This window comes from Campylobacter sp. VBCF_04 NA7 (genome assembly GCF_027737405.1).
Classification (GTDB): Bacteria; Campylobacterota; Campylobacteria; order Campylobacterales; family Campylobacteraceae; genus Campylobacter_B.
The window spans coordinates 192,306-216,167 of record NZ_JAOVTT010000001.1 but is presented as its reverse complement, the minus strand read 5'-3'; the positions used below and the strand labels follow the sequence as shown (position 1 = coordinate 216,167).

Genomic DNA, 23,862 nt, shown 5'->3' with positions numbered 1-23,862 from the left:
ATGATAAAGTTAGAAAATATAAACAAAAAATTCAAACTCGGCGACGATGAGGTTCATATCCTAAAAGATATAAATTTGCATATAAAAGCCGGCGAATTCGTATCAATCATCGGTCAAAGCGGTAGTGGAAAATCCACGCTGATGAATATCATCGGCTGTATCGATACCCCAACTAGCGGAAGCTATAAAATCGATGATAAAGAGGTTGCTAAGCTTAGTTCAGATGAGCTTGCAAGCCTTAGAAGCAAGAAATTTGGCTTTGTTTTTCAAAAATACAATCTCATCGCCTCAATCGACGCTACCGAAAATGTCGCCCTACCAGCCGTGTATGCAGGCGTGCCATCTCATGCTAGGATTAAGCGCGCAATAGAGCTTTTAGAAGGTTTAGAGCTAGGTGATCGCACGAAAAATTTGCCAAACAAACTCTCAGGCGGACAGCAGCAACGCGTCTCTATCGCAAGGGCTCTCATAAATGGTGGCGAGATAATCTTGGCTGATGAGCCAACAGGCGCGCTTGATAGCAAATCTGGTGTCATGGTAATGGAGATTTTAAAAAAACTCCACGAAGAAGGTCATACCATAATCGTCGTAACCCACGATAGCAATGTCGCCTCAATCGCTGATAGAATCGTGGAGATTAAAGATGGTCAAATTTTAAGCGATAATGTCAAAATGGGGCGCACCTTTGATTTACATAAAGAAAAGCTAGAAAAAGAAAGCTCGCTTTTTTCTGCCAAAGATCAATTTATAGAGAGCTTTAAAATGTCGGTCAGCGCGATATTTTCGCATAAGTTGCGCTCGATTTTGACAATGCTTGGAATTATAATCGGAATTGCCTCAGTTATCTGCGTCGTTGCCCTAGGAAACGGCTCAGAGGAGAGGATTTTATCAAATATCCGCTCGATTGGCACGAATACCATTAGCGTCTATCCGGGGCGAAATTTCGGCGATATTAGAGCAGGCGGGATAAATACTCTAACCAAAAACGACTCCCTAGCATTAGCGCACCAGCCTTATGTGGATTATTCTACGCCAAATTCGCGCACGAGCGGAACGCTAACTTACGCTAGTATGAGTGCGACGGGGCAGGTTTTTGGCGGTGATGTAAATTCGCTCGCAGTCAGCGGAATAGATGTGGTAGAGGGGCGAAATTTCAACGAAGATGATATAAAATACTCAAATTCTGTCATCATCATCGATCAAAACACCAAAAAAACGCTATTTAAAGGCGTGGAACCACTTGGAAATACGATTTTATTCAACGGCAGGGCTTTGCGCATAATCGGCATAGCTGGCGAGGATAAAAACGCCTTTGGCAGTAGCGAGAGTTTGCGCGTGTATGCGCCATATACGACCGTGATTGATAAAATTTCAGGCGATAGGCAGATTAGCTCGATTACGGTCAAAATCAAAGACGATGTCAGCACCGCAATGGCTGAGGAGAGTATCACACAGCTGCTAATCCAGCGCCACGGCACGAGGGATTTTCACACGCGAAATTCAGATACGATTAAGCAAACGATAGAGAGCACGACAGGCACGATGAAAATTTTAATCGGCTCAATCGCCTTTATTTCGCTAATCGTGGGCGGAATCGGCGTAATGAATATCATGCTAGTCTCAGTTACCGAGCGCACCAGAGAGATCGGAATCCGCATGGCAATCGGTGCCAAAGAGGGCAATATCTTGCAACAATTCCTAATCGAGGCGATTTTGCTATGCTGGTTCGGCGGAATTTTGGGAATTTTGTTTGCGCTTTTAATTGGATTTAGTTTTAATTCGCTAAGCCCTGATTTTTCGATGAAATTTACCATTGCGCCGATAATCGTATCCTTTGCGGCTTCATCTGCTATTGGGATAATTTTCGGGTATTTGCCAGCAAGAAGTGCAAGCAAACTAAACCCAATCGACGCATTAGCACAGGAGTAGAGATGAAATTTAATATATTTGTAAGCGCAGTTTTCGTGGCGTTTTTTGGCGGGTGTGCCGCGATAAATAGCAATCTTGATTACGAAGTGCAAGATAGCTTTATAGACGAAAACGAAACCTATGAAATCGCGCAGGATTGGTATAAGGGATACAATCAGCCATATTTAAATGCCCTTGTTGATGAGGCTTTGGCGAAAAACCATGATTTGCGCGCAGCAGCGTTAAATTTAGAGCGCGCGTATGCGAATTTAGGTCTTAGCAAAGAAGATTTATTCCCCACGCTTGGGGCTTCGTGGGGTGCTAGCGCAAACCGCGATATCAGCAGAAGCGATGAGTGGAGCAAGACTTATAGCTCTGGCTTTAATGTCAGCTATGAGCTAGATCTTTTCGGGCGGATTCGCTCGAACATAAATGCAAGCGAGTGGGACGCGAGTGCGAGTGTGTTTGACTTGCAAAATGCTCGTTTGACGCTGATAAATTCGGTCGTGAGTGGGTATTTTGAGATGCTTTATCTAAATGATGCGCTAAAATGGACGAAGCAAAATTTAAAAGATTATGCGCAAATCGAGCAAATCGTCAAGGCAAAATACGATTATGGCAGATCCGAGCTCATCGAATACAAGCAGGTGCAAAACAGCATTTTGAATCTCAAAAACCGCGTTTTGGAAATCGAGAAAAATATCGAGGATAACCGCAAATTTATGCGTGATTTAATCTCGCCTGAATTGGAGTTTCGCGCAGATTTGCCAAGCATTGAGAGCGTGAAATTTCTAGGCGCAGACCTTAGCGTGCCTTACACTGCTTTGCATAATCGCCCAGACATTAGAGCTGCGATTTCTAGGCTGAATGCGGCGTTTTATGACCACAGACGCGCAAGGCTAAATTTCTTCCCGCGCGTAAATTTGGGCGCAGGGTTAAATTCGGCAAATGCAGATAAATTTAGCGATGGATTTGATTTGAAATTTTTGAGCGGAAATGTCAGCATTAGTCTGCCGTTTTTGGACTATGGACGGCTAAAATCGCAGTTAAGGATAGCTGAGGTGGATTTTTACGCTTACCGAAATTCTTACGAAAAAACCCTAAGCGGCGCAGTAAATGAGACGCTAAATTTGTATAGAATTTACGAAATCAACCGCGCAAGGCTCGCAAATTTAGCCGATACTTACAAAACAGCCAGCGAGATTGAGCGCATTTACCGCGTCAAATACGACGCAGGTGCTAGCGAGCTAAAAGATTTTTTGGAGGCTAGATCGAGTGCGATTTCGGCGCGAATAAATCTACTTGCGCAAAGATATGCGAGTATGCAAAATGAAATTTCAATCTACCGCGCTATGGCTGGTAAATTTCGCCAAAAATTTTAAATTTTAAAATTTGTTTAGCATTGAAAAATTTAGTTTTTCAATGCTTTTTAAGTAAAATTTTTGTAAAATCCACACCTTAAATTTTTTAAAAAAGGAAGAATATGAAAAGAACATATCAACCACACAACACCCCTAGAAAGCGCACACACGGCTTTCGTGTAAGAATGAAAACAAAAAATGGACGCAAAGTTATCAACGCAAGACGCGCCAAAGGTAGAGCAAGATTGGCTGCGTAGGTAGTTTCGCTCCGATAAGCGAAAATCAGGTTTTTTCAGAAGTTTATAAAAGTGCTGCGAAATGGCACTGTGATTGCGCTGTCGTGTATTTTATGGACGGCGAGCGCAGATTTAGTGCGATAGCTAGTAAAAAGATTGGAAATGCGGTTAAGCGAAATCGCACCAAACGCCTGCTAAGAGCGGCGTTTTATAATCAGCAAAATTTATTAAAAGATGGCACTTTTATCATTATCGCAAAAAAACAGATTGAAAACATGAGTTTTAAAGAGATAGAGCGAAGTTTGCGTTGGGCTTTTAAAAAGATAGGTTCGATAAAATGAGAAATTTTTGTGTTTTTTTGATTAAATTTTACAGAGCCTTTATTTCACCTCTTTTACCTGCGAGTTGTCGCTACTATCCCACATGCTCTACTTACGCGCTCTATCAGTTTAAATTTAACCACCCCTTACACGCATTTTTTGCTACATTAATTAGAATTTTAAAGTGCAACCCTTTTTTCAAGGGCGGAATAGATCACCCTATCATCAAGCATAATTTTAAATTTAATTTTTTTTGGGCATGCAAAAACAGTGCTTTGGGCGTAAAACCAAAAATTTGGTTTATACCATATTCAAAAAATCAGTATTATATAATATTTAGGAGATAATCGTGTTAGATCAAATATCCCAACAAAAACGCCTAGGACTAGCTATTTTGCTAGCTTTTTTGTTTTTTGTGGCATACGACCATTTTTATATGTCAAAAGTCAGAGCCGCTATTGAGGCGAACAAAACAGCCACTGCCGCGCAAAGTGCGCAAAGCGTGGCAAAACAAGCCCCAACTAGCGCAAGTGCTAGTATAACTCCAAGCGCAAGCGCGGGTGCGAGCACACAAAATCAGTTAGTCAAAATCGTCGGCAAAGAGGCGAATTTTACGATTGATAATTTTGGTCGCATTAGCTCATACACGCTAAATGATAAAAAATTTACAAAAGAGGGCGAACCGATAAATTTAATCAGCAAAGATGGCGATTCAAAACCACTTGAAATCAGATTTGAAGACGCTAATTTAAATGAGTTAGCATTTTCTACTCCATACACTGCCTCTGCGGATAGGTTAGATATCACAAACGGCGCAGCTAGCGTGGTTTTGACGCAAAATTTAGGCGATTTTGTCGTTAGCAAAAATTTGAAATTTAACCCAAATGGAAGTTACGAAATCGATATCAAATTTAACCGCCCGACTTCGTATTTTATCACACCTGGCTCTCGCCCTGATGTCGAGGTAGATGGATACACAATCCACGGAATCACAGTGGGCAAAAGCGACGATACAGTCGAGATTTTCGAAGACGGCGATGTGAGCGAAAACGAACGCGTCGAAAACGCTATATTTGTGGCTAGCTCAGATAGATACTACACAAGCCTATTTTTTGGCGAAAATTTAAACACCACGATTACTAGCGCAAACGATATTTCGCAAGCCTTCATTAGAGCAAACGGCGATTTTAAGAGCATTGGCTATATTGGACCGAAGGATTATGTAACCCTAAAAGAGGTAGATCCAAAGCTAACTAATGTCATTGAGTATGGCTGGTTCACCTTCATCGCAAGACCTATGTTTAAATTTTTGCGCTGGATTTACAGCCATGTAGGCAACTGGGGCTGGGCGATTGTGATACTTACGCTAATTATTCGCGCAGCACTCTTTCCACTTAGCTACAAGGGTATGTTATCAATGAATAAGCTAAAAGATTTAGCCCCAAAAATGAAAGAGTTGCAAGAAAAATACAAAGGCGATCCGCAAAAATTGCAAATGCACATGATGGAGCTATATCGCAAAAACGGCGCGAACCCAATGGGCGGATGTTTGCCGATACTACTTCAAATTCCGGTATTTTTCGCGATTTACCGCGTGCTTTTAAACGCAATCGAGCTAAAAGGCGCCGAGTGGGCTATGTGGATCCACGATCTATCGCTAAAAGATCCATATTATATCTTGCCGATTTTGATGACAGCACTTATGTTTTTACAGCAAAAAATCACGCCTACTTCATTTACAGACCCAATGCAAGAGAAGGTAATGAAATTCTTGCCACTAATGTTTGGTGTGTTTTTCCTAATGTTCCCAGCTGGCTTGACGCTGTATTGGACTGTGAATAATATGTGTTCGATAGTGCAACAATATGTCATAAACAAAATCTTTGCTCGCCAAAAGCAAGCCCAAATTTCGGAGAAAAAACATGAAAATTGAAGCGATAAATTTAACGCAAGCTTACCAAAAAGCAGCAGATGAGTTTGGGTGTTCGATTACCGAGCTAAATATCAGGGTAATTCAACAGCCAAGTAGCGGATTTTTGGGCTTTTTTAAGAAAAATGCCATTATCGAGGTTGTCAAAAAGGGCGAGAAATTTCCACAAAGCGAAAATTTAAGCCAAAAACCAAATGACGAGAAAAAACCGCAAAATTCGCAAAAAACTAGAAGCGCAAATTCGCACAAAGTCCGCAAAGAAAAGCCAAAAGCTACCATAAATGATGAAATTTGCAAAGATATCGAGCAAAAAATCACAAATTTGATCGCACAAAGCGGATTTAATCTTAGCGTTTGCGAGGTTAAAATTTACGATGAAAACAGCGTCTATATCAAAATCGACGGCGATGATAGCGCGCTTTTAATCGGTAAGGAAGGCCACAGATACAAGGCGTTTTCATATATGATTTATAACTGGATTAGTATGAAATACAATCTCTCTGTCGTTTTCGAAGTGGCTGAATTTTTGCAAAACCAAAGCAAACATATCGACTCGTATGTGGGCGCATTAAAGGCGAACGCAAATGGCTCAAAAATCGTAACCAAGCCATTTGACGGGGCATTTGTCAAAATCGCTAGCGACAAGATTAAAGAAAGCTTCCCAGATCGCACGATCGGTATCAAATCCACTCGTAACGGCAAAATCATCATAATCGACGAAAAAAATTAATGAATCAAACAATCGCTGCTATCGCCACTGCTCATGGAGTCGGTGGAATATCAATCGTGCGCATAAGTGGGGCAGGCGCCCTGCAAATCGCGCGCGAAATTTCGCATAAAAATGACTTCGCACCGCGCCACGCCACACTAGCGAATTTATACGGCACTGACGGGGTGAAATTTGGCGAGGCGATTTTTATATATTTCAAAGCCCCGCATAGCTTCACTGGCGAGGATGTCGTGGAGATCCAAACACACGGCGGACTTATTAGCTCATCTATGGCGCTTGATAGCGTGGTTGCGCTAGGAGCGCGTATCGCTGAGCCTGGCGAGTTTAGCAAAAGGGCGTTTTTAAACGGCAAAATTGATTTAAGCAAGGCTGAGGCGATTAGCGATTTGATACTTTCTCGCTCAGAAAGTGCGGCTAAGATTTTGTCTCGTAACCTGCACGGCGAGCTTGAAGGCTTTGTAAATGACCTGCGCGCTAAGCTTGTCAAAACTCTTGCATTTGCCGAGGTTTGCATAGATTACGCCGAAGAGGATTTGCCACACGATGTGCTTGAAAATTCGCTAAAAATGCTAAATGAAAACATAGAAAATTTAGAAAAAATCACCCAGATTAGCAAGAGCAGAAAAGGGCTAATCGAGGGCTTTAAGGTCGCGATCGTAGGCAAACCAAATGTGGGCAAAAGCAGTATTTTAAACGCACTTTTAAACTACGAGCGCGCAATCGTCAGCGATGAGGCGGGCACTACTAGGGATAGAATCGAAGAGAGCCTTAAAATCGGCACTCACCTAATCCGTATCATTGATACAGCAGGCATTAGGCATGGCGAGAGCAAGACCGAAAATATCGGTATTTCATACTCAATCAAGGCGATTGATGAGGCTGATATTATCCTGGCTGTGTTTGATAGCTCTGCGAAATTTGAGAACGAAGATGAAAAAATCGTCCAAATTTTGGAGCAAAAAAGCGATAAAAAAATATTTTATATCTTAAATAAATCTGATTTAGCGCAAAATTTTGCATATAATTTTGCGCAAAAACCGCTTAAAATTTCGGCCAAAAACGGCGTCGATGAAATTTTAAAAGAGCTTGAAATTTACCTAAATTCGCAGAATTTCGACGGACTTATGCTAAGTAATACTCGCCAAATCAATGCTTGCCAAAACGCACTAAACGCCCTAAAAAGTGCGCGCGAAAAGTTAAACGAGGCCGAGCTTGAAATTTTCGCTTATGAAATGAATCGCGCCATAGAGCAGATTTCGTCGATTTCTAGGCCCTTTGAGAGGGACGAAATTTTAGATGAAATGTTTGGGAATTTTTGCCTAGGAAAGTGATTTTATATCTTATTTAGCCAAAATTTATTATAATCATCCCTTTTAATAAGGGTGAAAATGAGAGAAAAATTTGAATATTTCCTAGTCGTAATTTTAATAAAATTAGCCAAAATTCTACCGACAAATTTCTTATATTTTTTCTTTGATTTCTTGGCGAAATTCGCCTTTTTCGCGCTAAAATCACGCGCAAAAATCGCTATAAAAAACCTTAGCCTTGCCTACCCACAAAAATCAGCTGGCGAGATTAAAACCCTAGCGCGCGAAAATTTCCGCTCTGTGGCCAAAACCCTAACCCAAACCTTGCTTTTCTACCACGAAAGGCTCGATTTTAGCGCGCTTATTGCTAACAAAGACGAGGCACTAGAAAAGGTAAAAGCGCTAAAAGGCGATAGCAAAAACGGCATTTTGTTTTTCACGGCGCATTTTGGAAACTGGGAAGTTTTAGCCCATTTTTACGGCGCGAACGGCTTTCCTGTGGCGGTTGTGGGGCGCAGGGGAAATAACGAACTCATCGAAGACCGCCTAGTTACGCCATTTCGCAAAAAATACGGCAACGAGCTAATCTACAAAGATGACGCCATGCGCGGGCTTGTCGAGTGTCTAAGGGCGGGCAAAAATGTAGGAATCCTGCCAGATCAAAAACCAGGCGGAAAAAACAGCCTAAAAACCACATTTTTTGGGCGCGAGTGTTACACCACAAAGACGATTGCGTCGCTGTATTTGAAATTTAACCCAGTCCTAATCCCCGTTTTCGCGCGTCGCATGAGTGATGGTCGCTACGAAATCGTCATCAAAGATTTCACCCCGCCAAACGCGGATTTGGAAAAATCACAGGCTGAGCAGTTCATAACCCAGCAGTGCAACGATATCTTCGAAGAGGTCGTGCGAAGCGCACCCGAGCAGTGGTTTTGGATGCATAATCGCTGGAAAGTTGATTGATGAGAGCGCTTATCTTTACCGACGGGCGCAAGGGGCATGAGAGCCAAAGCGTGGCGTTTTGCGAATTAAAAGGCTTGGATTTTGAGCTTTGCAAGGTTGGCTATAAAAACAAAATTTTAAAAATTCTCTCATATTTTTTGGATTTTTTGGGGCTAAAATTTAAAATTTTCGAGTGCGAAAACAAAATTTTTGCGAATTTTGACATTTTTGTGGGAGCTGGGTCTGTGACATACTATCCCTTAAAATACTGCGCCGCGAAATTTGGCAAAAAAAGCGTCGCGCTAATGTATCCAAAAGGCTATAAAAAGGACTTTTCGCTCATTTTCGCAAACGCTCACGACACCACGCAAACTGCGCCAAATGTGGTGATTTTGCCGACGAATTTAAACCTTAGCAAAACGGGGAATTTCTACACTCCCAAAAAAAGCGCGATTGGCTTTGTTATCGGTGGGCCAAACGCTTCGTTTGATATGAGTAGCGAAATTTGCGACATTGTAGAAGAGATTAAGGCGAAATTTCCACGCCACGAATACGCCCTGACCACTAGCCCACGCACCCCACGCGATATCGAGGCGCAGTTTGAGCGCGCGAATTTCGATTTTAGCGTGATTTATAGCAAAAATCAGATCAATCCAATCGGCGATTTTTTGGAGGGTTGCGAGTGGATTTTTATCACCCAAGATTCTGTTTCGATGATAAGCGAGGCTGTGTGCAATGGTCGCGCAAATGTCGCTGTTTTGACACTTCCACGCAAAAATTCGCACAATAAATTTGACGATTTTATCGCAAATTTAACGCAAAATGAGTGTTTGCGAATTTACGCTAAAAACAGCGAGTTAAAACCGACAAAAAAGATAAATTTAAGCCAAATTTTACAAGGAATTAGCCTATGAGAGTGGTGCAAATACTGCCCGAACTTAACGAAGGTGGCGTCGAGCGCGGTGTGGTCGAGCTCACGCGCGAATTTGCGAAATTTGGCGTGGAAAGCGTGGTGATTAGCAATGGCGGAAAGCTAGTAAGCGAGCTAGAAAAAAACGGCGTGCGCCACATAAAATTCGATGTTTGCTCCAAAAATATATTCACAGCATTGTCACGCGCTAGTGCGCTAAAAGAAATTTTGCGCGAGATCGCCCCAGATATCGTGCATGTGCGCTCTCGCGTGCCTGCATGGCTAGTGAAATTCGCCAAAGGGGGGCTAAATTTTGGGCTAGTTAGCACCGTGCATGGGCTAAATTCTGTGAATTTTTACAGCAAAATCATGGTAAAAGCCGATAAAATCATCTGTGTCAGCAATGCTACGAAGGATTATGTAGTGCGAAATTTCGGCGCAGATGTCAGCAAAATCAGGGTGATTCCGCGCGGAATTGATTTGGAAAAATTTAATCCTAGCAATTTAGACGCCGAATTTATGGCGAAATTTCGCGCCGAATTTGGGCTAAAAGATAGCGATTTCATCGTCGCAAGTGTGGGCCGTATAACGCAACTCAAAGACTATGAAACGCTCATAAAAGCGGGGCAAATTTTAAAGCAAAGCTTTGGTGAGGGGCTAAAAATTTTAATCGTGGGCGGTGTGCGCGATGATAAAAAAGAGTATTTTTTGGGGCTACAAAATTTAGCGCGTGAGTTAAATTTGGCGCAAAGCGTGATTTTTGCGGGTTCGCAAAGCAAAATCCCTGAGATTTATGCGCTAAGCAATGTCGTCGTGAGTGCGTCGAAAAAGCCTGAGAGTTTCGGGCGAAGCGTGGCTGAGGCGATCGCGCTAAATGCGCCTGTGGTGGCCTCTAATCACGGCGGCGTGCTAGATATAATCAGATCTGGCGAAAATGGCGAGTTTTTTGCTGTGGGCGATGAGAGGGAGCTAGCCGTGGCGATAAATCGTGCGAAGGATTATAAATTTGACGGATACGGCTATATAGCGGAGAATTTCAGTTTAGCGCAAATGGTGGAGAAAACTATGAGTGCCTATAAGGAGATGGTGTGAGTAAAATTTTGGATTTTATCAGATTAAATCCTTGGCAAAGTGCGCTAAAATTTGGGCTTATAATTTGGCTTTGTTCGATTGCATTTGAAAATAGCGTGTATCAAATTTCGACGATTTATATAATAGTTTTGGCGATTTTGCATGTTGTAATTTACAAAAATTTCAGCGTTTTAATCGCAAATTTAAAAGAAGTCAAGCTTTTTTCGTTTTTTGTCTTTTTAATCATTGTTTCTATGGTTATCGCAAATCTCCTAAACCCCGAGCTTTTGACAAAAAAATCGTGGCGAAATATCATTATTTTTGTCACTAGATATGGTTTTGTTTTTATCGCATTGGCTTATTTTTATAAGTTGAAATTTTTCTCCAAAAAAGAGATTATTTTATATTTATTGCTTGGAACATCGATTTTATTGGTATCGGCGATTTATCAGGCGATAAATAATCCAGACTTAATCCTAAGCAAAAAGGTAAATAATATTAAAAAAACAGGTCTAACTGGGCTTTTGGATAATCGCAACAGACTAGGGCTTATGATGGGTATAGGGGCTGTGTTTAGCCTGATTTTTACAAAATACAAGCCAAAGCTTGGCATAGTTTTGTTTTTATTGCATATTAGCGTTTTGGTTTTTACATATTCGCGTTCGTCGTGGGTCGGCGTGAGCGCGGCTATGCTTTTGTGGGTGGCTTTAAATTTGAGAAAAAATATAAAATTTATACTTTTAGTTTTGATTTTATTTAGCCTTATTGTTTTGGGGATTTATTTTTATTTTGACGCCGTTGCGATTAGATTTAATCATCTTTTAACTGGGCACACTAGTTACAGAGATATTATCTGGGAATATACTATTGCTCAAATCCAAAACAATCCTATTTTTGGGCATGGTGTGCAAACTTGGATTAGTTTAGAAAAACCAAAAAAACTTATGAGATTTCTCATGGTGCATAATGCTGAGCTTGAAATTTTGCTTTTCACTGGAATTTTTGGTCTTCTAGCATGGCTTGGGGTGCTGTTTTGCGCTATCAAAGAGATATTTAGAAGTAAAAATTTCATCTATTTTTGCGCTTTGGCATATTTTTGCATTGTAATTCAATTTGATTTTAGTCTGTTTGATACAAAAAGGCTGATGAGCTATCTAAGCTTATTTGCGTTTTTGATTTTTGCTGATAAATTTACACAAAAGGCCGATGCGTGAAAATAGCCTATTTTTCGTGCTCTACAATCTATGGTGGTGTAGAAAAAATCGTTTGCGATAGCATAAATGAGCTATGTCAAAATGACGAAGTGCTTTTAATCGTGCCAAACGGGTGTTTGTATAAAGATAAAATTTCGCCAAAAGTTAGAATTTACGAGTATAAAAACTATGATAAAAGGTGGAATTTACTTTTATATTTTGAAATTTTAAAAGTATTGAAAAAATTTGGCGTCCAAATTTTACACACTCACGGCGCAAAAGCTTCGCAAATGGGATTTTTGCTGAATAAATTTATGGATTTTACGCAGGTTGCGACTAAACACAATGTGCGAAAGGGCAAAATTTTTAATAAAATTTCAAATGTCATTTCGGTATCAAAGAGCGTAGCCCAAACTATAAATCACAAAAGTGAAGTTATATATTTTGGTATTAAACAAAGGCAAATTTCACGAAATTTAGGCGATAAATTTAGCATTATTGCGGTTGGAAGGCTAGATTTTATCAAAGGTTTTGATGAGTTGATAAAATCTGTTAGTAAGCTTGATTTTGACTTTGTTTTGCAAATTGTCGGCGAAGGAAAAGAGAGAAAAAATTTGCAAAATTTAATAAATTCTCTAAATTTGCAAAGCAAAGTGGTGCTCCTCGGATTTAAAGACGATGTCGCGCAAAGGCTAGCAAATTCGCACCTGCAAATCATATCATCTCGTAGTGAGGGGCTTTCGATTAGTTTAATTGAAGGGATTTTTTATGCTAATGTTTTACTTGGCACCAAAGTTGGTGGAATTAGTGAAATTTTAGATGAGGAATTTTTTATCGATTATGAAAATATGAGCGCAAAAATTAGTAAAATTTACAAAAATTACGATATGTATTCGCAAAAATTTAGCGAAAAACACAAAGAGATAAAAAATGGTCTGAAATTTGAAAATTATATATCCACTCTAAAAAATTATTACGAAAACTGCCTAAAATAGGCTAAATTTATACGCTAAACCCCAAGCTAAAATCACTCAATGCTCTTGTTTGCTCTAAAAGCTCATTTTGGCTCATATTTTTTGGGTGTTTTTCGCTTTTGTGTGAGGTTTGTAGCGCTTCTTGCATTTTTTGCATATATTCATCGTATGTGCAAATCAACCTTGCTGGATTTCCGCCGACAACCGAATTTGGGGCTACATTTTTTGTGATTACGCTTCCGGCTGCGATTATGACCTTATCGCCGATTTTTGTGCGTGGTAAAATAATGCTTCCATAACCGATAAAAACATCGCTTCCTATCTCGACTTTGCCGATTTTAGAGTAGCCAAGGGCCTTTTTTGTGCTTGCATCATGGGCTAAAATTGTAGCGTTTGTAATGGTTACATTATCGCCGATACTGATGAGATGACCGAACGCCTCATCGATGCAAGAGTTGATAATATGGACATTACTGCCCATTTTTATATTTTTGTATGTGGGTTTGCCTTTTAGCTTTTTTATCAAATTTTTAAACATAAATTTTCCTTAAATTTTTTGCCCATTATATAGAAAAAATAATTAAATTTAACGAAGTATAAAGCGGTAATATGAGATAATCGCAGGATTTAAAATTTAGGAAATGGTTTGAAAATCTTACACGCTCTTAATTGGATAAAATTTGCAGGAACAGAAAACGCTTGTGTCCAGCTATGCAACGAATTAGTTAAAGAACACAAAATTTATCTAATGAGCGATAAAAATATTTTAAAATACATAGACAAAAATGTAAAATTAATAGAGATAAATTTTAAAAAAAACAGATACAACCCCATTTTTTTGCATAAAATTGCTAAAATTTTAGATGAAATTAGCCCAGATATCATACACGCTCACAATGCAAAAGTGATAGAGATTATCTATAATGCTAGATTTTTTATGAAAAAGAAAATTCCGTTAATCGCCACAAAACACACTTTGGAATTCAAAAAAAATTATAAATTAGCTGATTTGTGTGTGGCAGTGTTAGATGAGACAAAAAAGATTTTACCGCCAAATTCTATAATTATCGAAAATGGAATTTTGTATAAAAAGCCAGAAAAGATTAAAAAACTAGATAAATTTCACATCATTAGCTCTGGCAGATTAAGCGCTATTAAGCAAATGGATGTGGTCATCAAAGCGCTTAGTTTGGTAAAATTTGACTTTGTGTGCGAGATATTTGGTCAGGGCGAGAAGCAAGGTGAGCTAGAAAGGCTAATTAGCGAGCTAAAACTTGATAAAAAGGTCTTTTTGCGCGGTTTCGTGGATAATATAAATGATCATTTAGCAAGCTGCGATTTGCAAATCATCGCTTCGAAATTCGAAGCTTACGGACTTGTGGCGATTGACGGGGTTTATTATTCGCCACTTATGATTTCGACGAATACTGGCATTTGTGAGCGAATTTTGCCTAGTGAGTTAAAATTTAGCGCCACGCCAGAAAATTTAGCTCACAAACTAGATGAAATCCACGCAAACTACGATAAATTCGTGCAAATTTTCGCCCCTATCAAAGCCAAAAAGGACGAATTTAGCGTAGAAAAAATGGCGCAAAATTACATAAATGCTTATAAAAATTTGATAAAGGATTTTAAAAAATGATATATTTTTTCGCAATTTTAGCCGTGGCGATTATAGCCTTTTCGTGCAGGTATAACTGGTGGCGGATCCAGCAGGGCTGGGATAAGGCGCGCGTGCTGATGTATCATAGCATAAGCGAGCATAAGGGCGATAAATTTGATAAATGGCGCGTTCGCCCAGCCGATTTTGAAGCGCAAATCGCGTGGCTAGCCAAAAACGGCTTTACGACTTTCACGCTTAGCGAGTTAGCAAATTTAGCCCAAATCCCGCCAAAATCGGTCTGTATTACCTTCGATGACGGCTTTATGGATAACTACACAAACGCCTTTGAAATTTTGAAAAAATATAATTTCAAAGCCACGATTTTTGTGGTAGCAGGTGCTACACAAAATGATTGGGAGCGCGGAAATACCGAGCATTTAAGCCAAATTTTAACTAGCGATGAGATAAATTTAATGCACCGCTCAAATTTAATCGAGTTTGGCTCGCACACGCTAAGCCACGCGAATTTAGAGCGTTTGTGGGCGAGCGAGCCAGAAAAAGCGCGAGATGAAATCGAAAAATCCAAAAAAGAGTTAGAGAAAATCACCGGGCGAGAGTGCAGGGTTTTTGCCTATCCTTATGGCAAATTTAATGATGAAATTTTGTCATTTACTAGGAGTGTGGGATACTGCGCCGCGGTCGTGGTAAAGCGCGGACTTTACGAAGCGGGCGATGATAAATTTGCCATTAAGCGAATTGGTGTTTTGGGGACGGAGAGTTTTTTTGATTTTTGGCTGAAATTTACGCGCATAAGGAATAAACTATGATAAATGCAAGTGTCTATGCAATCGTGCAAAACGAAGAAAAACATATCGAACGAATGCTAAAAAGTGTCGCGGATTTCGCAGAAATCATCATCGTCGATAGTGGTAGCACCGATAAGACACTTGAAATTGCGCAAAAATACGGCGCGAAAATCCACCACCACGATTGGCAAGGCGAGGGCGTGCAAAAAAACTACGCTTTTTCGCTCTGCTCACACGAGTGGGTGCTAAATTTAGACGGCGACGAGGAAGTAAGCGCTGAGCTAAAAGCTGAAATTTGCGAGTTTATGGAGCAGAGCGAATTCGACGGGCTTGATATTAAATTTCACGAATTTTACATGGGCGGAATCGTCGATGATAGAGTGCGAAAAAACACCCATATCAGATTTTTTCGCAAAAGCTCTGGCGAATACCGAAATTTGGGCGTGCATGCGCAAGTCAGCATAAATGGCAAGGTGCGAAAATCTCGTGGCGTGATTTATCATTTCAGCGATAAACCAATCAAAGAGCTAGTGAGCAAAAACAACAACTATTCGAGCCTGCGCGCACAGCAAAAATTTGAAAAAGGCAAAAAACCGAGCCTAGCCAAACTGCTTTTTATCTTTCCGCTTGTCTTTTTCAAATCGTATTTTTTAAGGCGAAGTTTTTTCGACGGCAAAAAAGGCTTCATAATCGCCGTTATAAACGCATTTTACGCATTTATGAAAGAGGCGAAATTGTATGAAATTTGGCTTAACAAAAAAGGAAATTAAGCAAAATTTAGCTATTATAAAAAGTTATTAAATTCCACTAAAAGGGCGATAAAATGGATAAAAAAACCATTGCGGCACACAAAATCAGCGAAGACGAATATGCGAAAATTTTAGAAATTCTAGGGCGTGAGCCAAATTTGCTAGAACTTGGCATTTTTTCGGCTATGTGGAGCGAACACTGCTCATATAAATCAAGCAAAAAATACCTAAACGGCTTTCCGACCAAGGCTCCATGGGTCATACAAGGTCCCGGTGAAAATGCCGGTGTCATCGACATTGGCGGTGGCATGGCGGCTGTTTTTAAAATGGAAAGCCACAATCACCCTAGCTACATCGAGCCGTTTCAAGGCGCAGCTACGGGCGTGGGCGGAATACTGCGTGATATTTTCACAATGGGCGCAAGGGTCGAAGCAAATCTAAATTCGCTTCGTTTTGGCGATGTCGTGGGAAATTCCAAAACAAATCGCTACCAAAGATATTTAGTCAAAGGCGCAGTTAGCGGTATCGCACACTACGGCAACTGCATGGGAATCCCTACAATTGGCGGCGAAACGACATTTGATAGCAGTTTTAATGGAAATATTTTGGTAAATGCCTTTGCTCTTGGAATTGTAAAAAGTGATGAAATTTTCTACGGCAAGGCAGAAGGCGTGGGCAACTCAGTCATTTATGTAGGCTCAAAAACAGGCAGGGACGGGCTTGGTGGAGCTGTTATGGCAAGTGATAGCTTTAACGATGAGAACAAATCTCTTCGCCCAACCGTGCAAGTTGGCGATCCGTTTGCCGAAAAGCTTTTAATGGAAGCTTGTTTGGAGCTTTTTAAGACTGATTTTGTCGTTGGAATTCAAGACATGGGAGCAGCAGGGCTAACTTCAAGTAGCTTTGAAATGGCAGGGCGAAGCGGAAGCGGTATGAAAATGCACCTTGATCGTGTCCCTATGCGTGAAAGCGGTATGACGCCATACGAGCTAATGCTAAGCGAAAGCCAAGAGCGTATGCTAATTTGCGCGAAAAAAGGTTGCGAAGATAAGATAAAAGAGATTTTTGCGAAGTGGGATTTAGATGCAGAAGTCATCGGCGAAGTAACAAATACTGGTAAAATGGAGCTTTACTGGCATGGCGAGCTAGCTGGCGAGATTCCAATCGAGCCTTTAAGCGAAGCAGCTCCGATTCTAGACCGCCCTACAAAAAGACCAGCATATTTGGACGAAATCGCAAACCAAAATTTATGCACATGCTCTGATAAATTTGACATAAACGCCGATTTTGACAAGGTTTTTTCGCACCCAGATGTGCTAAATAAATCACTCATTTACGATCAATACGACGCAAATGTGGGGTTGAACTCAGCCAAACGCCCGGGCAAACTAGGTGCTGCGGTAATGAGAGTCAAAGAAAATGGCGCAAAACTCGCAATCGCTATGGATTGCAACACCCGCATGAACTATATCGATCCTTTCACTGGCGCAGCACTTGCTGTGGCTGTGAGCGGGCGCAAGGTGGCTCTTAGTGGCGCGACACCGCTAGCCATAACTGACTGCCTAAACTACGGCAATCCGCAAAACCCAGAGGTTATGTGGCAGTTCGCACAGGGCGCAGAGGGTATCAAAGAGGCCTGCAAGGCTCTAAATACGCCAGTTGTGAGCGGAAATGTGAGCTTGTATAACGAAACAGAGGGTGTGAGTATCCAGCCGACCCCAGCTATCGTAACTGTGGGTGTAAATAATGGCGAGATTATCCCTAGCGATTTCACTCAGGCTGATACTAGCGTCTATTTGGTGGGCGATACACACGGCGTGTTTTCAGGTTCGCTGTATCAACAAGCCGTAAAAGGCGCAATCGGAGGCATGCTACCGAAGCTAGATTTAGCCAAAGAGCGCAAACTTTGGGACTTTGCTATTAAAGCGGGCCAGCAGGGCGCATTGCGCTTCGCAAACTCCGTAGGAATCGGTGGCGTGGCAATCACCTTAGCCAAAATGGCGTGTGTGGGTAAAATGGGTGGCGAGTTTAAAATGCCGTGCGATGATGAGAGAGATATTTTTGACGAGAGCTTTACGAGGGCTGTTTTTGGCGTGAGCGACGAGGCGAAATTTGAAAGTTTGGCGCGCGAAGCAGGGTTAAATTTCGTAAAACTAGGCATTACTGGCGGTAAAATTTTCCAAATCAATAGCATTTCACGCGATTTGGGAGAGTTGAGCGAAATTTATTTCAACGAATTTGCAAAAATCATTAGAAGCGAAGATTAATAGTGTCGAGTATTTTTTATCTATTTTTGGCTTTTTTGCTTTATCATTTTATAAAGGGATTTATAAGCGGTATTAGCGGAAATTCCGGCTATGAGAGAAAAGAGCCAAAAATGAGCCTTGAAGAGGCGAAAATTTTAATCACCCTAACTGCAAAGGTCGCCAAAAGCGACGGCGTGGTAAATGAGACAGAAGCCACGATGATAGGCGAGATTTTGGACGATTTGGTTCGTAAAATGGGTGGTGGCGAAAACGAGAGAAAACTTTTGAAGCAAGTTTATAAGATAAACAAAGACAAAGAGCATGATATCTACTCTCTCGCGTTTCATTACAATCAAAAATTTCACCTAAGTTCTAGCCGAAAAGCGGCACTAATTTATTTTTTCTTAAACATAGCCTATATCGATCGTTCATTTAGCGAGCAAGAGCGAGATATAATCGCCAAAATCGCGCGCGGATTTGGTATGCCGTCTCATGTGGTAAGTCAAATTTTTGCTATGTTCGAGGCGAGTTATTATGGCACATACGGCGGTTCTAGCCAAAACTACGACAACCGCGGGCGTGGTAGCTACCAAAATAGCCGAAATTCTAGTGGTTACGGCGATAGTCGCGGTGGCAGTTATGGCGGCGGATATCAAAATTCTAGCTCTGGCGGCGGATATGGTGGCTCTGCGCGAAATACAAGCTCGAAAAAAGACCCTTACGAAGTCTTGGGTGTAGATAAGAGTGCTAGTTTTGGCGAGATAAAGAAAAAATACCGCGAACTAGTCAAAAAATACCACCCAGATATTTTAATGGGCAAGGGCGCAGATGACGAGATTATCCAAGAAGGCACAAAAAAGCTTCAAGAAATCAACGAAGCGTATGAGAGCCTAAAAGAAAAATTCGGCGAGTAAAATTTAAATAAATTTCAATTCATAAGGAGTGAGCATGAGAGCGTTAATCAGCGTTAGCGACAAAGACGGCGTAGTGGAATTTGCAAAAGATTTGGCAAATTTGGGTTGGGAAATTTTAAGCACGGGTGGCACTTATAAGCTACTTTGCGAAAACGGCGTAAATGCTGTGGAAGTGAGTGCTTACACAGGAAGCCCTGAGATGTTTGAAGGCAGAGTAAAAACCCTGCACCCTAAAATTCACGGCGGAATTTTGCACAAAAGAGACGACAAAAATCACGCCGAACAAGCCGTAAAACACGGCATTGGCGGGATTGATTTGGTTTGTGTAAATTTATATCCTTTCAAGCAAACCACGATTCGCACAGATGATTTTGATGAGATTATCGAAAATATCGACATCGGCGGACCTGCCATGGTGCGAAGTGCCGCGAAAAATTTCAAAGATGTTTTGATTGTAACGGACATTTTAGATTATGATTTAGTCATCGAAAAAATCAAAGCAAAAGCCGATGATTTGGAATTTCGCCGAAGCCTTATGATAAAAGCCTACGAGCACACTGCTGCGTATGATAGTATGATAGCAAACTATATGAACGAGCGATTTAACGGCGGTTTTGGCGCTAAAAAATTTATCACAGGCTCAAAAGTCATGGCGACAAGATACGGCGAAAACCCGCATCAAAAGGGTGCTTTGTATGAATTCGAAAACTTTTTTAGTCTAAATTTCAAAGCCCTAAAAGGCGAAGCAAGTTTTAACAATATGACCGATATTCACGGCGCAGTTATGCTAGCAAGTAGCTTTGGCGAAGCCCCAGCAGTAAGTATCTGCAAACACGCAAATCCATGCGGGTTTGCCATAAAATCAAATTTGCTAGAAAGCTATACCGAAGCGCTTAAATGCGACCCTGTTTCAGCCTATGGTGGCGTGGTGGCGATAAACGGCACACTTGATAAAACACTCGCAGAGAAAATCAATGAAATTTTTGTGGAAGTCATAATTGCAGCTAATGTCGATGACGCCGCGCTTGAAGTATTTGCAAACAAAAAACGCATTAAAATTTTCACGCAAGAGAATAAATTTTTAATGCGTGAAAATGATAAATATGACTTTAAATTCATTGACGGGGGATTTGTCTATCAAGAACGCGACTATGTGGGTGCTGATGAGGTTAAAAATGCTAAATGCGTTACGAAGCGTTCGGCGAATTCTGGCGAATTTACCGATTTGCAAATCGCTTGGCAGGTCGCAGCACTAACCAAATCAAACTGCGTTGTGTATGTGAAAAACTCGGCAATGGTGGCGATTGGTATGGGTATGACAAGCCGTGTCGATGCTGCGCGCGCAGCTGTGGCAAAAGCAAGGGATTTGGGCTTAGATTTGCAAGGTTGTGCGCTGGCAAGTGAAGCGTTTTTTCCATTTAAAGATAGCATAGAAATTGCTAATGAAGTGGGCGTAAAAGCGGTGATCCAACCGGGTGGCTCAATTCGTGATGATGAAGTAGTTGCAGCAGCAGATGAGTTTGGTATGGCGATGTATTTTACGGGAATTCGCCACTTTTTGCATTAAAATATTATTTGCAATTAAACGAGCCTAGCTTTTTCACGGCGTGGGCTAGGACAGACGAGCCAGTCTAGTCCGTCGCCCACTCCGCGAAAAATCGTCGGCATTTGGTTATCAAATTTAAGTTGAATTTGCCTAGCTTCTAATTCCCCATACCGGCTAGATTAAATGTTTAAATGTTTCGCATTTCGTGCTCACTACCGACAAGGTAGCAATGCTTGAAATGCGAAATTTACTAAATTTGCTTGATTTGTCATTGCGAGAGCCAACGGCTCGAAGCAATCCAGAGAAATTTAAAGGGCTCTTGAATTTTAAAATTTTTGAATTTAAAAATTTCGGAGCAGTGTTACTGGAATAAAAATTTTAAAATTCAATAGATTATTTTTTGGATTGCTTCGTTTTGTTTGCAATGATAAATTAGAGATTATGGAATTTTACTGGATTGCCACGGCGACAAGTCGCCTCGCAATGACAAACTATGCAAATTTTCGCAATTACAAACCAAACAACTAAGCCCAAATTCCTTATAAATTTATCTCATTTCTAAGCCATAGCATTTCACTACGCTATTAAGTAAATTTAAACTTATAAAAGGCTATAATTTTGGCTTTTTCAAACCAATAAAAAGAGGGTTTTAAGCAGATGAATTTCTTATCATTGCCCAATGCTGGGCGACAAAACGAGTTGGATATAGCGAGGGGTCTTGCTGTAATCTTTATGGTGCTAATCCACTGCGTGGAATACTTCTACAATGGCGAAGATTCCGTGTTTTTCAAGGTCGCAAACTTCCTAGGCTCACCGCCTGCTGCGCCTGTTTTTATGTTTATTTTGGGTTGCGGTATTGTGTATTCTAGGCGTAGTGCGCCGGGGCTACTTTTTAGGCGCGGTGTGATATTTTTGGTGTTATCTTATGTCTTTAATGCGCTTGTGTATGTGCTTCCATACTACATTAGCTCTAAGCTAAACGATGACGCTGAAATTTTCGAAGAAAACTGGACGCAGATTTACGATGCGGACATTTTGCAGTTTGCGGGACTTGCATTTATATTTTTTGCGCTAATGAAAAAGCTAAATTTATCAAATTTAGGCTATCTCATAGTGGGAATCATCTGCTCAGGCGTGGCAATGTATCTAGGCGAGAATTTCGCAGAGTTTGAATCTGACGCAATGTTGGCAGTAACAGGGCTATTTTGGGGCACACACGAGGGAAGCTATTTTCCATTTTTAAGCTGGATTGCCTATCCGATAGCTGGATATTTATTCGCTGATATTTTAATCTACACTCGCCCAGAAGATAAAGGCGCACTATATACAAAACTAAGCCTTATTTGCGCGGTTATCTTTATCGCATCTGCTGTGGTATTGGCTAAGTTTTATGCGTGGGACGATATGATGGACGGCGATCCATACTACCACCAAAACATATTTTTTAACATAATGTTTATCGCCTTTGTTTTGGCGTGGATTGGGCTAATGTATCTGGTAGCCAAAGTGCTTCCAAATCTCATTATGTCGTGTTTAAAAACGATAAGTGTGCTTGTAACGCCGTTTTATGTGTTGCAATACATTTTCATCATTTATATTGCTGTGCTTGTTTTTGGCGACGAAGCAGAGTGGGAGATGACGCCTGTGCTACTAATGTTTGTAGCTGTGAGCGTGCTATCATACATCGTGGCGGTAATCTACTCAAAAATTCGCAAAGCATAAAAAAAGGCTACCGAAATTTCGGTAGCCTAAATTTTAAAATTTTACTCTCCAAATTTAACTAAAAAACAGCAAATTTACCATTATTATGATTATTGCAAATGGTGCGATAAATCTTAGCGAAAAATACCAAAGCTCAAATGCACCATTGCCCATATCTTCGCCAAAAAATTCCGCCAAAATGGATTTTTTCATCACAAATCCGACGAAAATCGCCGAACTTAGCGCGCCAAGAGGAAGCATGATATTTGAGGTCAAAAAGTCTAAAATATCGAAAAATCCCTTGCCAAAAAATGTAAAACTCTCGCCAAATTCCGCGTTCATTGATAGCGTGCAGCACGCTCCTAGCGCGCCTACGACTATGCCTGATAACCCACACGCTCTGTTTCTAGAAATGCCAAAATGATTGACAAGATATAAAATAAATGGCTCTATCATCGAAACTGCGCTCGTAATCCCAGCAAAAAACAGCGACACAAAAAACAAAATCGCTAAAATTTGCCCCATAAAGCCAAGTTTGGCAAACATTGTGGTAAGCGATACAAACACCAATCCTGCACCCTGAGATGGGCTAGCGTTAAATTCAAAGATAAATGTAAATACGATTAGCCCCATCATTAGCCCGATTGCGATATTGATAAATACGATATTTACGCAACTTTTCACTAGCTTTACTCCCTCTCCTAGGCTAGCAGCATACGCAGCGATACAGCCAATCCCGATACAAAGGGTAAAAAGTGAAAGCCCAAGCGCGTCTAGCACGCTAGCGACGGTGATTTTGGAAAAATCAGGCGTGAATAAAAACTTCACCGCCTCGCCAAACCCGTCCATAAAAACCGCATATCCTAGCATTAAAAGCAAAAGCACGAAAAGCAGGGGCATCATTATCAAATTTAGCTTTTCTATGCCACTTTTGATTCCGCGCGATACCACAAAAAGTGTCAGCACAAGCCCTAACGCATAAAATGCAAGATTTGAAAATAGCGAGTGCGAAATCACGCCCCCAAAGAGTGCGCCAGCCTCATCTACTGAGGCAGGAAGTGCGCTAAAACCGATGAAAATATATCTCATAACCCAGCCAAGGATTACGAGATAAAATGACAAAACAAAAATTCCGCCTACTATGAAAATTCCAGCGAATTTCCACTTTTCGCCGTTTTTGGGGTCGAGATATCTATACGCGCTAGGCAAATCGGCTCTGCTAATGCGCCCAATCGCCATTTCGGCTAAAAATAGGCTAAATCCAATCCCGAGTGTGAGCACGAGGTATAAAAGCACAAACGCGCTTCCGCCGTTGCTACCGACTAGGGTTGGAAACTTCCACGCATTTCCAAGCCCCACAGCACCGCCGGCGACTGCTAAAACAAAGCCGATTTTGCTAAATTTATCGTTCATAA

General features: G+C 41.0%; 21 protein-coding genes and 1 pseudogene. 20 read left to right on the top strand and 2 right to left on the bottom strand.

The window, feature by feature from the left end; all coding sequences use genetic code 11:
- The 13 genes from OFO00_RS00990 to OFO00_RS00930 all read left to right on the top strand — a co-directional run bounded on the left by OFO00_RS00990 (position 1) and on the right by OFO00_RS00930 (position 12,903).
- Entirely contained in the window at positions 1–1,929 is a 1,929-nt protein-coding gene (locus tag OFO00_RS00990; RefSeq protein ID WP_270864530.1) for a MacB family efflux pump subunit, read from the top strand.
- Positions 1,930–1,931: 2 nt separating this feature from the next.
- Entirely contained in the window at positions 1,932–3,290 is a 1,359-nt protein-coding gene (locus OFO00_RS00985; protein WP_270864529.1) for a TolC family protein, read from the top strand.
- Positions 3,291–3,391: 101 nt separating this feature from the next.
- Positions 3,392–3,526, top strand: a complete 135-nt coding sequence (gene rpmH, locus OFO00_RS00980) for a 50S ribosomal protein L34 (RefSeq protein WP_270859069.1) — start codon at positions 3,392–3,394, stop codon at positions 3,524–3,526.
- A complete protein-coding gene (gene rnpA, locus OFO00_RS00975) occupies positions 3,514–3,846 on the top strand; it encodes a ribonuclease P protein component (RefSeq protein ID WP_333720327.1) in 333 nt (110 codons plus the stop codon). Before rpmH ends, rnpA begins: the two co-directional genes overlap by 13 nt.
- Positions 3,843–4,172: a membrane protein insertion efficiency factor YidD gene (gene yidD, locus OFO00_RS00970; RefSeq protein ID WP_270859068.1), complete on the top strand. Its 330-nt coding sequence runs from the start codon at positions 3,843–3,845 to the stop codon at positions 4,170–4,172. The genes rnpA and yidD overlap by 4 nt, the downstream gene beginning before the upstream one ends.
- A gap of 2 nt (positions 4,173–4,174) precedes the next feature.
- The gene (gene yidC / locus OFO00_RS00965; RefSeq protein WP_442867899.1) at positions 4,175–5,758 is read left to right on the top strand and encodes a membrane protein insertase YidC; all 1,584 of its coding nucleotides are present in this window, start codon (positions 4,175–4,177) and stop codon (positions 5,756–5,758) included.
- Positions 5,748–6,485: a Jag N-terminal domain-containing protein gene (locus OFO00_RS00960; protein WP_270864528.1), complete on the top strand. Its 738-nt coding sequence runs from the start codon at positions 5,748–5,750 to the stop codon at positions 6,483–6,485. The genes yidC and OFO00_RS00960 overlap by 11 nt, the downstream gene beginning before the upstream one ends.
- Complete coding sequence (gene mnmE / locus OFO00_RS00955; RefSeq protein WP_270864527.1) at positions 6,485–7,816, top strand: tRNA uridine-5-carboxymethylaminomethyl(34) synthesis GTPase MnmE; 1,332 nt, start codon at positions 6,485–6,487, stop codon at positions 7,814–7,816. The genes OFO00_RS00960 and mnmE overlap by 1 nt, the downstream gene beginning before the upstream one ends.
- 57 nt (positions 7,817–7,873) lie before the next feature.
- Positions 7,874–8,755, top strand: coding sequence for a lysophospholipid acyltransferase family protein (locus OFO00_RS00950; RefSeq protein WP_270864526.1), 882 nt, complete (start codon positions 7,874–7,876; stop codon positions 8,753–8,755).
- Positions 8,755–9,648, top strand: a complete 894-nt coding sequence (locus tag OFO00_RS00945) for an ELM1/GtrOC1 family putative glycosyltransferase (protein WP_270864525.1) — start codon at positions 8,755–8,757, stop codon at positions 9,646–9,648. The genes OFO00_RS00950 and OFO00_RS00945 overlap by 1 nt, the downstream gene beginning before the upstream one ends.
- Entirely contained in the window at positions 9,645–10,736 is a 1,092-nt protein-coding gene (locus OFO00_RS00940) for a glycosyltransferase family 4 protein (protein WP_270864524.1), read from the top strand. Before OFO00_RS00945 ends, OFO00_RS00940 begins: the two co-directional genes overlap by 4 nt.
- Positions 10,733–11,929, top strand: a complete 1,197-nt coding sequence (locus OFO00_RS00935) for an O-antigen ligase family protein (RefSeq protein ID WP_270864523.1) — start codon at positions 10,733–10,735, stop codon at positions 11,927–11,929. Before OFO00_RS00940 ends, OFO00_RS00935 begins: the two co-directional genes overlap by 4 nt.
- On the top strand, positions 11,926–12,903 hold the full coding sequence (locus tag OFO00_RS00930) for a glycosyltransferase (protein WP_270864522.1): 978 nt from the start codon (positions 11,926–11,928) through the stop codon (positions 12,901–12,903). The genes OFO00_RS00935 and OFO00_RS00930 overlap by 4 nt, the downstream gene beginning before the upstream one ends.
- Positions 12,904–13,057: 154 nt before the next feature.
- Here OFO00_RS00930 and OFO00_RS08025 read toward each other — a convergent pair.
- Positions 13,058–13,216: pseudogene (locus OFO00_RS08025) on the bottom strand (DapH/DapD/GlmU-related protein); the annotation flags it as partial.
- Positions 13,217–13,528: 312 nt separating this feature from the next.
- Here OFO00_RS08025 and OFO00_RS00920 point away from each other — a divergent pair.
- From OFO00_RS00920 to OFO00_RS00890, 7 genes are all read left to right on the top strand, one after another.
- Positions 13,529–14,524 carry a glycosyltransferase gene (locus OFO00_RS00920; protein WP_270864520.1) on the top strand — a complete coding sequence of 332 codons (996 nt, stop codon included), beginning with the start codon at positions 13,529–13,531 and terminating at the stop codon, positions 14,522–14,524.
- Positions 14,521–15,312 carry a polysaccharide deacetylase family protein gene (locus tag OFO00_RS00915; RefSeq protein ID WP_270864519.1) on the top strand — a complete coding sequence of 264 codons (792 nt, stop codon included), beginning with the start codon at positions 14,521–14,523 and terminating at the stop codon, positions 15,310–15,312. Before OFO00_RS00920 ends, OFO00_RS00915 begins: the two co-directional genes overlap by 4 nt.
- On the top strand, positions 15,309–16,061 hold the full coding sequence (locus OFO00_RS00910; protein ID WP_270864518.1) for a glycosyltransferase family 2 protein: 753 nt from the start codon (positions 15,309–15,311) through the stop codon (positions 16,059–16,061). Before OFO00_RS00915 ends, OFO00_RS00910 begins: the two co-directional genes overlap by 4 nt.
- Before the next feature lie 53 nt (positions 16,062–16,114).
- Positions 16,115–18,307: a phosphoribosylformylglycinamidine synthase subunit PurL gene (gene purL / locus OFO00_RS00905; protein WP_270864517.1), complete on the top strand. Its 2,193-nt coding sequence runs from the start codon at positions 16,115–16,117 to the stop codon at positions 18,305–18,307.
- Positions 18,308–18,309: 2 nt separating this feature from the next.
- Complete coding sequence (locus OFO00_RS00900) at positions 18,310–19,200, top strand: DnaJ domain-containing protein (protein WP_270864516.1); 891 nt, start codon at positions 18,310–18,312, stop codon at positions 19,198–19,200.
- 34 nt (positions 19,201–19,234) lie between these two features.
- Positions 19,235–20,767 carry a bifunctional phosphoribosylaminoimidazolecarboxamide formyltransferase/IMP cyclohydrolase gene (gene purH, locus OFO00_RS00895; protein ID WP_270864515.1) on the top strand — a complete coding sequence of 511 codons (1,533 nt, stop codon included), beginning with the start codon at positions 19,235–19,237 and terminating at the stop codon, positions 20,765–20,767.
- Positions 20,768–21,445: 678 nt separating this feature from the next.
- Entirely contained in the window at positions 21,446–22,468 is a 1,023-nt protein-coding gene (locus OFO00_RS00890; protein ID WP_270864514.1) for an acyltransferase family protein, read from the top strand.
- Positions 22,469–22,522: 54 nt separating this feature from the next.
- Here OFO00_RS00890 and OFO00_RS00885 read toward each other — a convergent pair whose 3' ends face one another.
- Positions 22,523–23,860 carry a sodium-dependent transporter gene (locus OFO00_RS00885; protein ID WP_270864513.1) on the bottom strand — a complete coding sequence of 446 codons (1,338 nt, stop codon included), beginning with the start codon at positions 23,858–23,860 and terminating at the stop codon, positions 22,523–22,525.
- Between the last annotated feature and the right edge of the window lie 2 nt (positions 23,861–23,862).

What these genes read in the sequence shown, in the direction of transcription:
- OFO00_RS00990 (WP_270864530.1), top strand. Translation starts at nt 1, where the DNA reads ATGATAAAGTTAGAAAATATAAACAAAAAATTCAAACTCGGCGACGAT.
- OFO00_RS00985 (WP_270864529.1), top strand. Translation starts at nt 1,932, where the DNA reads ATGAAATTTAATATATTTGTAAGCGCAGTTTTCGTGGCGTTTTTTGGC.
- rpmH (WP_270859069.1), top strand. Translation starts at nt 3,392, where the DNA reads ATGAAAAGAACATATCAACCACACAACACCCCTAGAAAGCGCACACAC.
- yidD (WP_270859068.1), top strand. Translation starts at nt 3,843, where the DNA reads ATGAGAAATTTTTGTGTTTTTTTGATTAAATTTTACAGAGCCTTTATT.
- OFO00_RS00960 (WP_270864528.1), top strand. Translation starts at nt 5,748, where the DNA reads ATGAAAATTGAAGCGATAAATTTAACGCAAGCTTACCAAAAAGCAGCA.
- mnmE (WP_270864527.1), top strand. Translation starts at nt 6,485, where the DNA reads ATGAATCAAACAATCGCTGCTATCGCCACTGCTCATGGAGTCGGTGGA.
- OFO00_RS00950 (WP_270864526.1), top strand. Translation starts at nt 7,874, where the DNA reads ATGAGAGAAAAATTTGAATATTTCCTAGTCGTAATTTTAATAAAATTA.
- OFO00_RS00945 (WP_270864525.1), top strand. Translation starts at nt 8,755, where the DNA reads ATGAGAGCGCTTATCTTTACCGACGGGCGCAAGGGGCATGAGAGCCAA.
- OFO00_RS00940 (WP_270864524.1), top strand. Translation starts at nt 9,645, where the DNA reads ATGAGAGTGGTGCAAATACTGCCCGAACTTAACGAAGGTGGCGTCGAG.
- OFO00_RS00915 (WP_270864519.1), top strand. Translation starts at nt 14,521, where the DNA reads ATGATATATTTTTTCGCAATTTTAGCCGTGGCGATTATAGCCTTTTCG.
- OFO00_RS00910 (WP_270864518.1), top strand. Translation starts at nt 15,309, where the DNA reads ATGATAAATGCAAGTGTCTATGCAATCGTGCAAAACGAAGAAAAACAT.
- purL (WP_270864517.1), top strand. Translation starts at nt 16,115, where the DNA reads ATGGATAAAAAAACCATTGCGGCACACAAAATCAGCGAAGACGAATAT.
- purH (WP_270864515.1), top strand. Translation starts at nt 19,235, where the DNA reads ATGAGAGCGTTAATCAGCGTTAGCGACAAAGACGGCGTAGTGGAATTT.
- OFO00_RS00885 (WP_270864513.1), bottom strand. Translation starts at nt 23,860, where the DNA reads ATGAACGATAAATTTAGCAAAATCGGCTTTGTTTTAGCAGTCGCCGGC.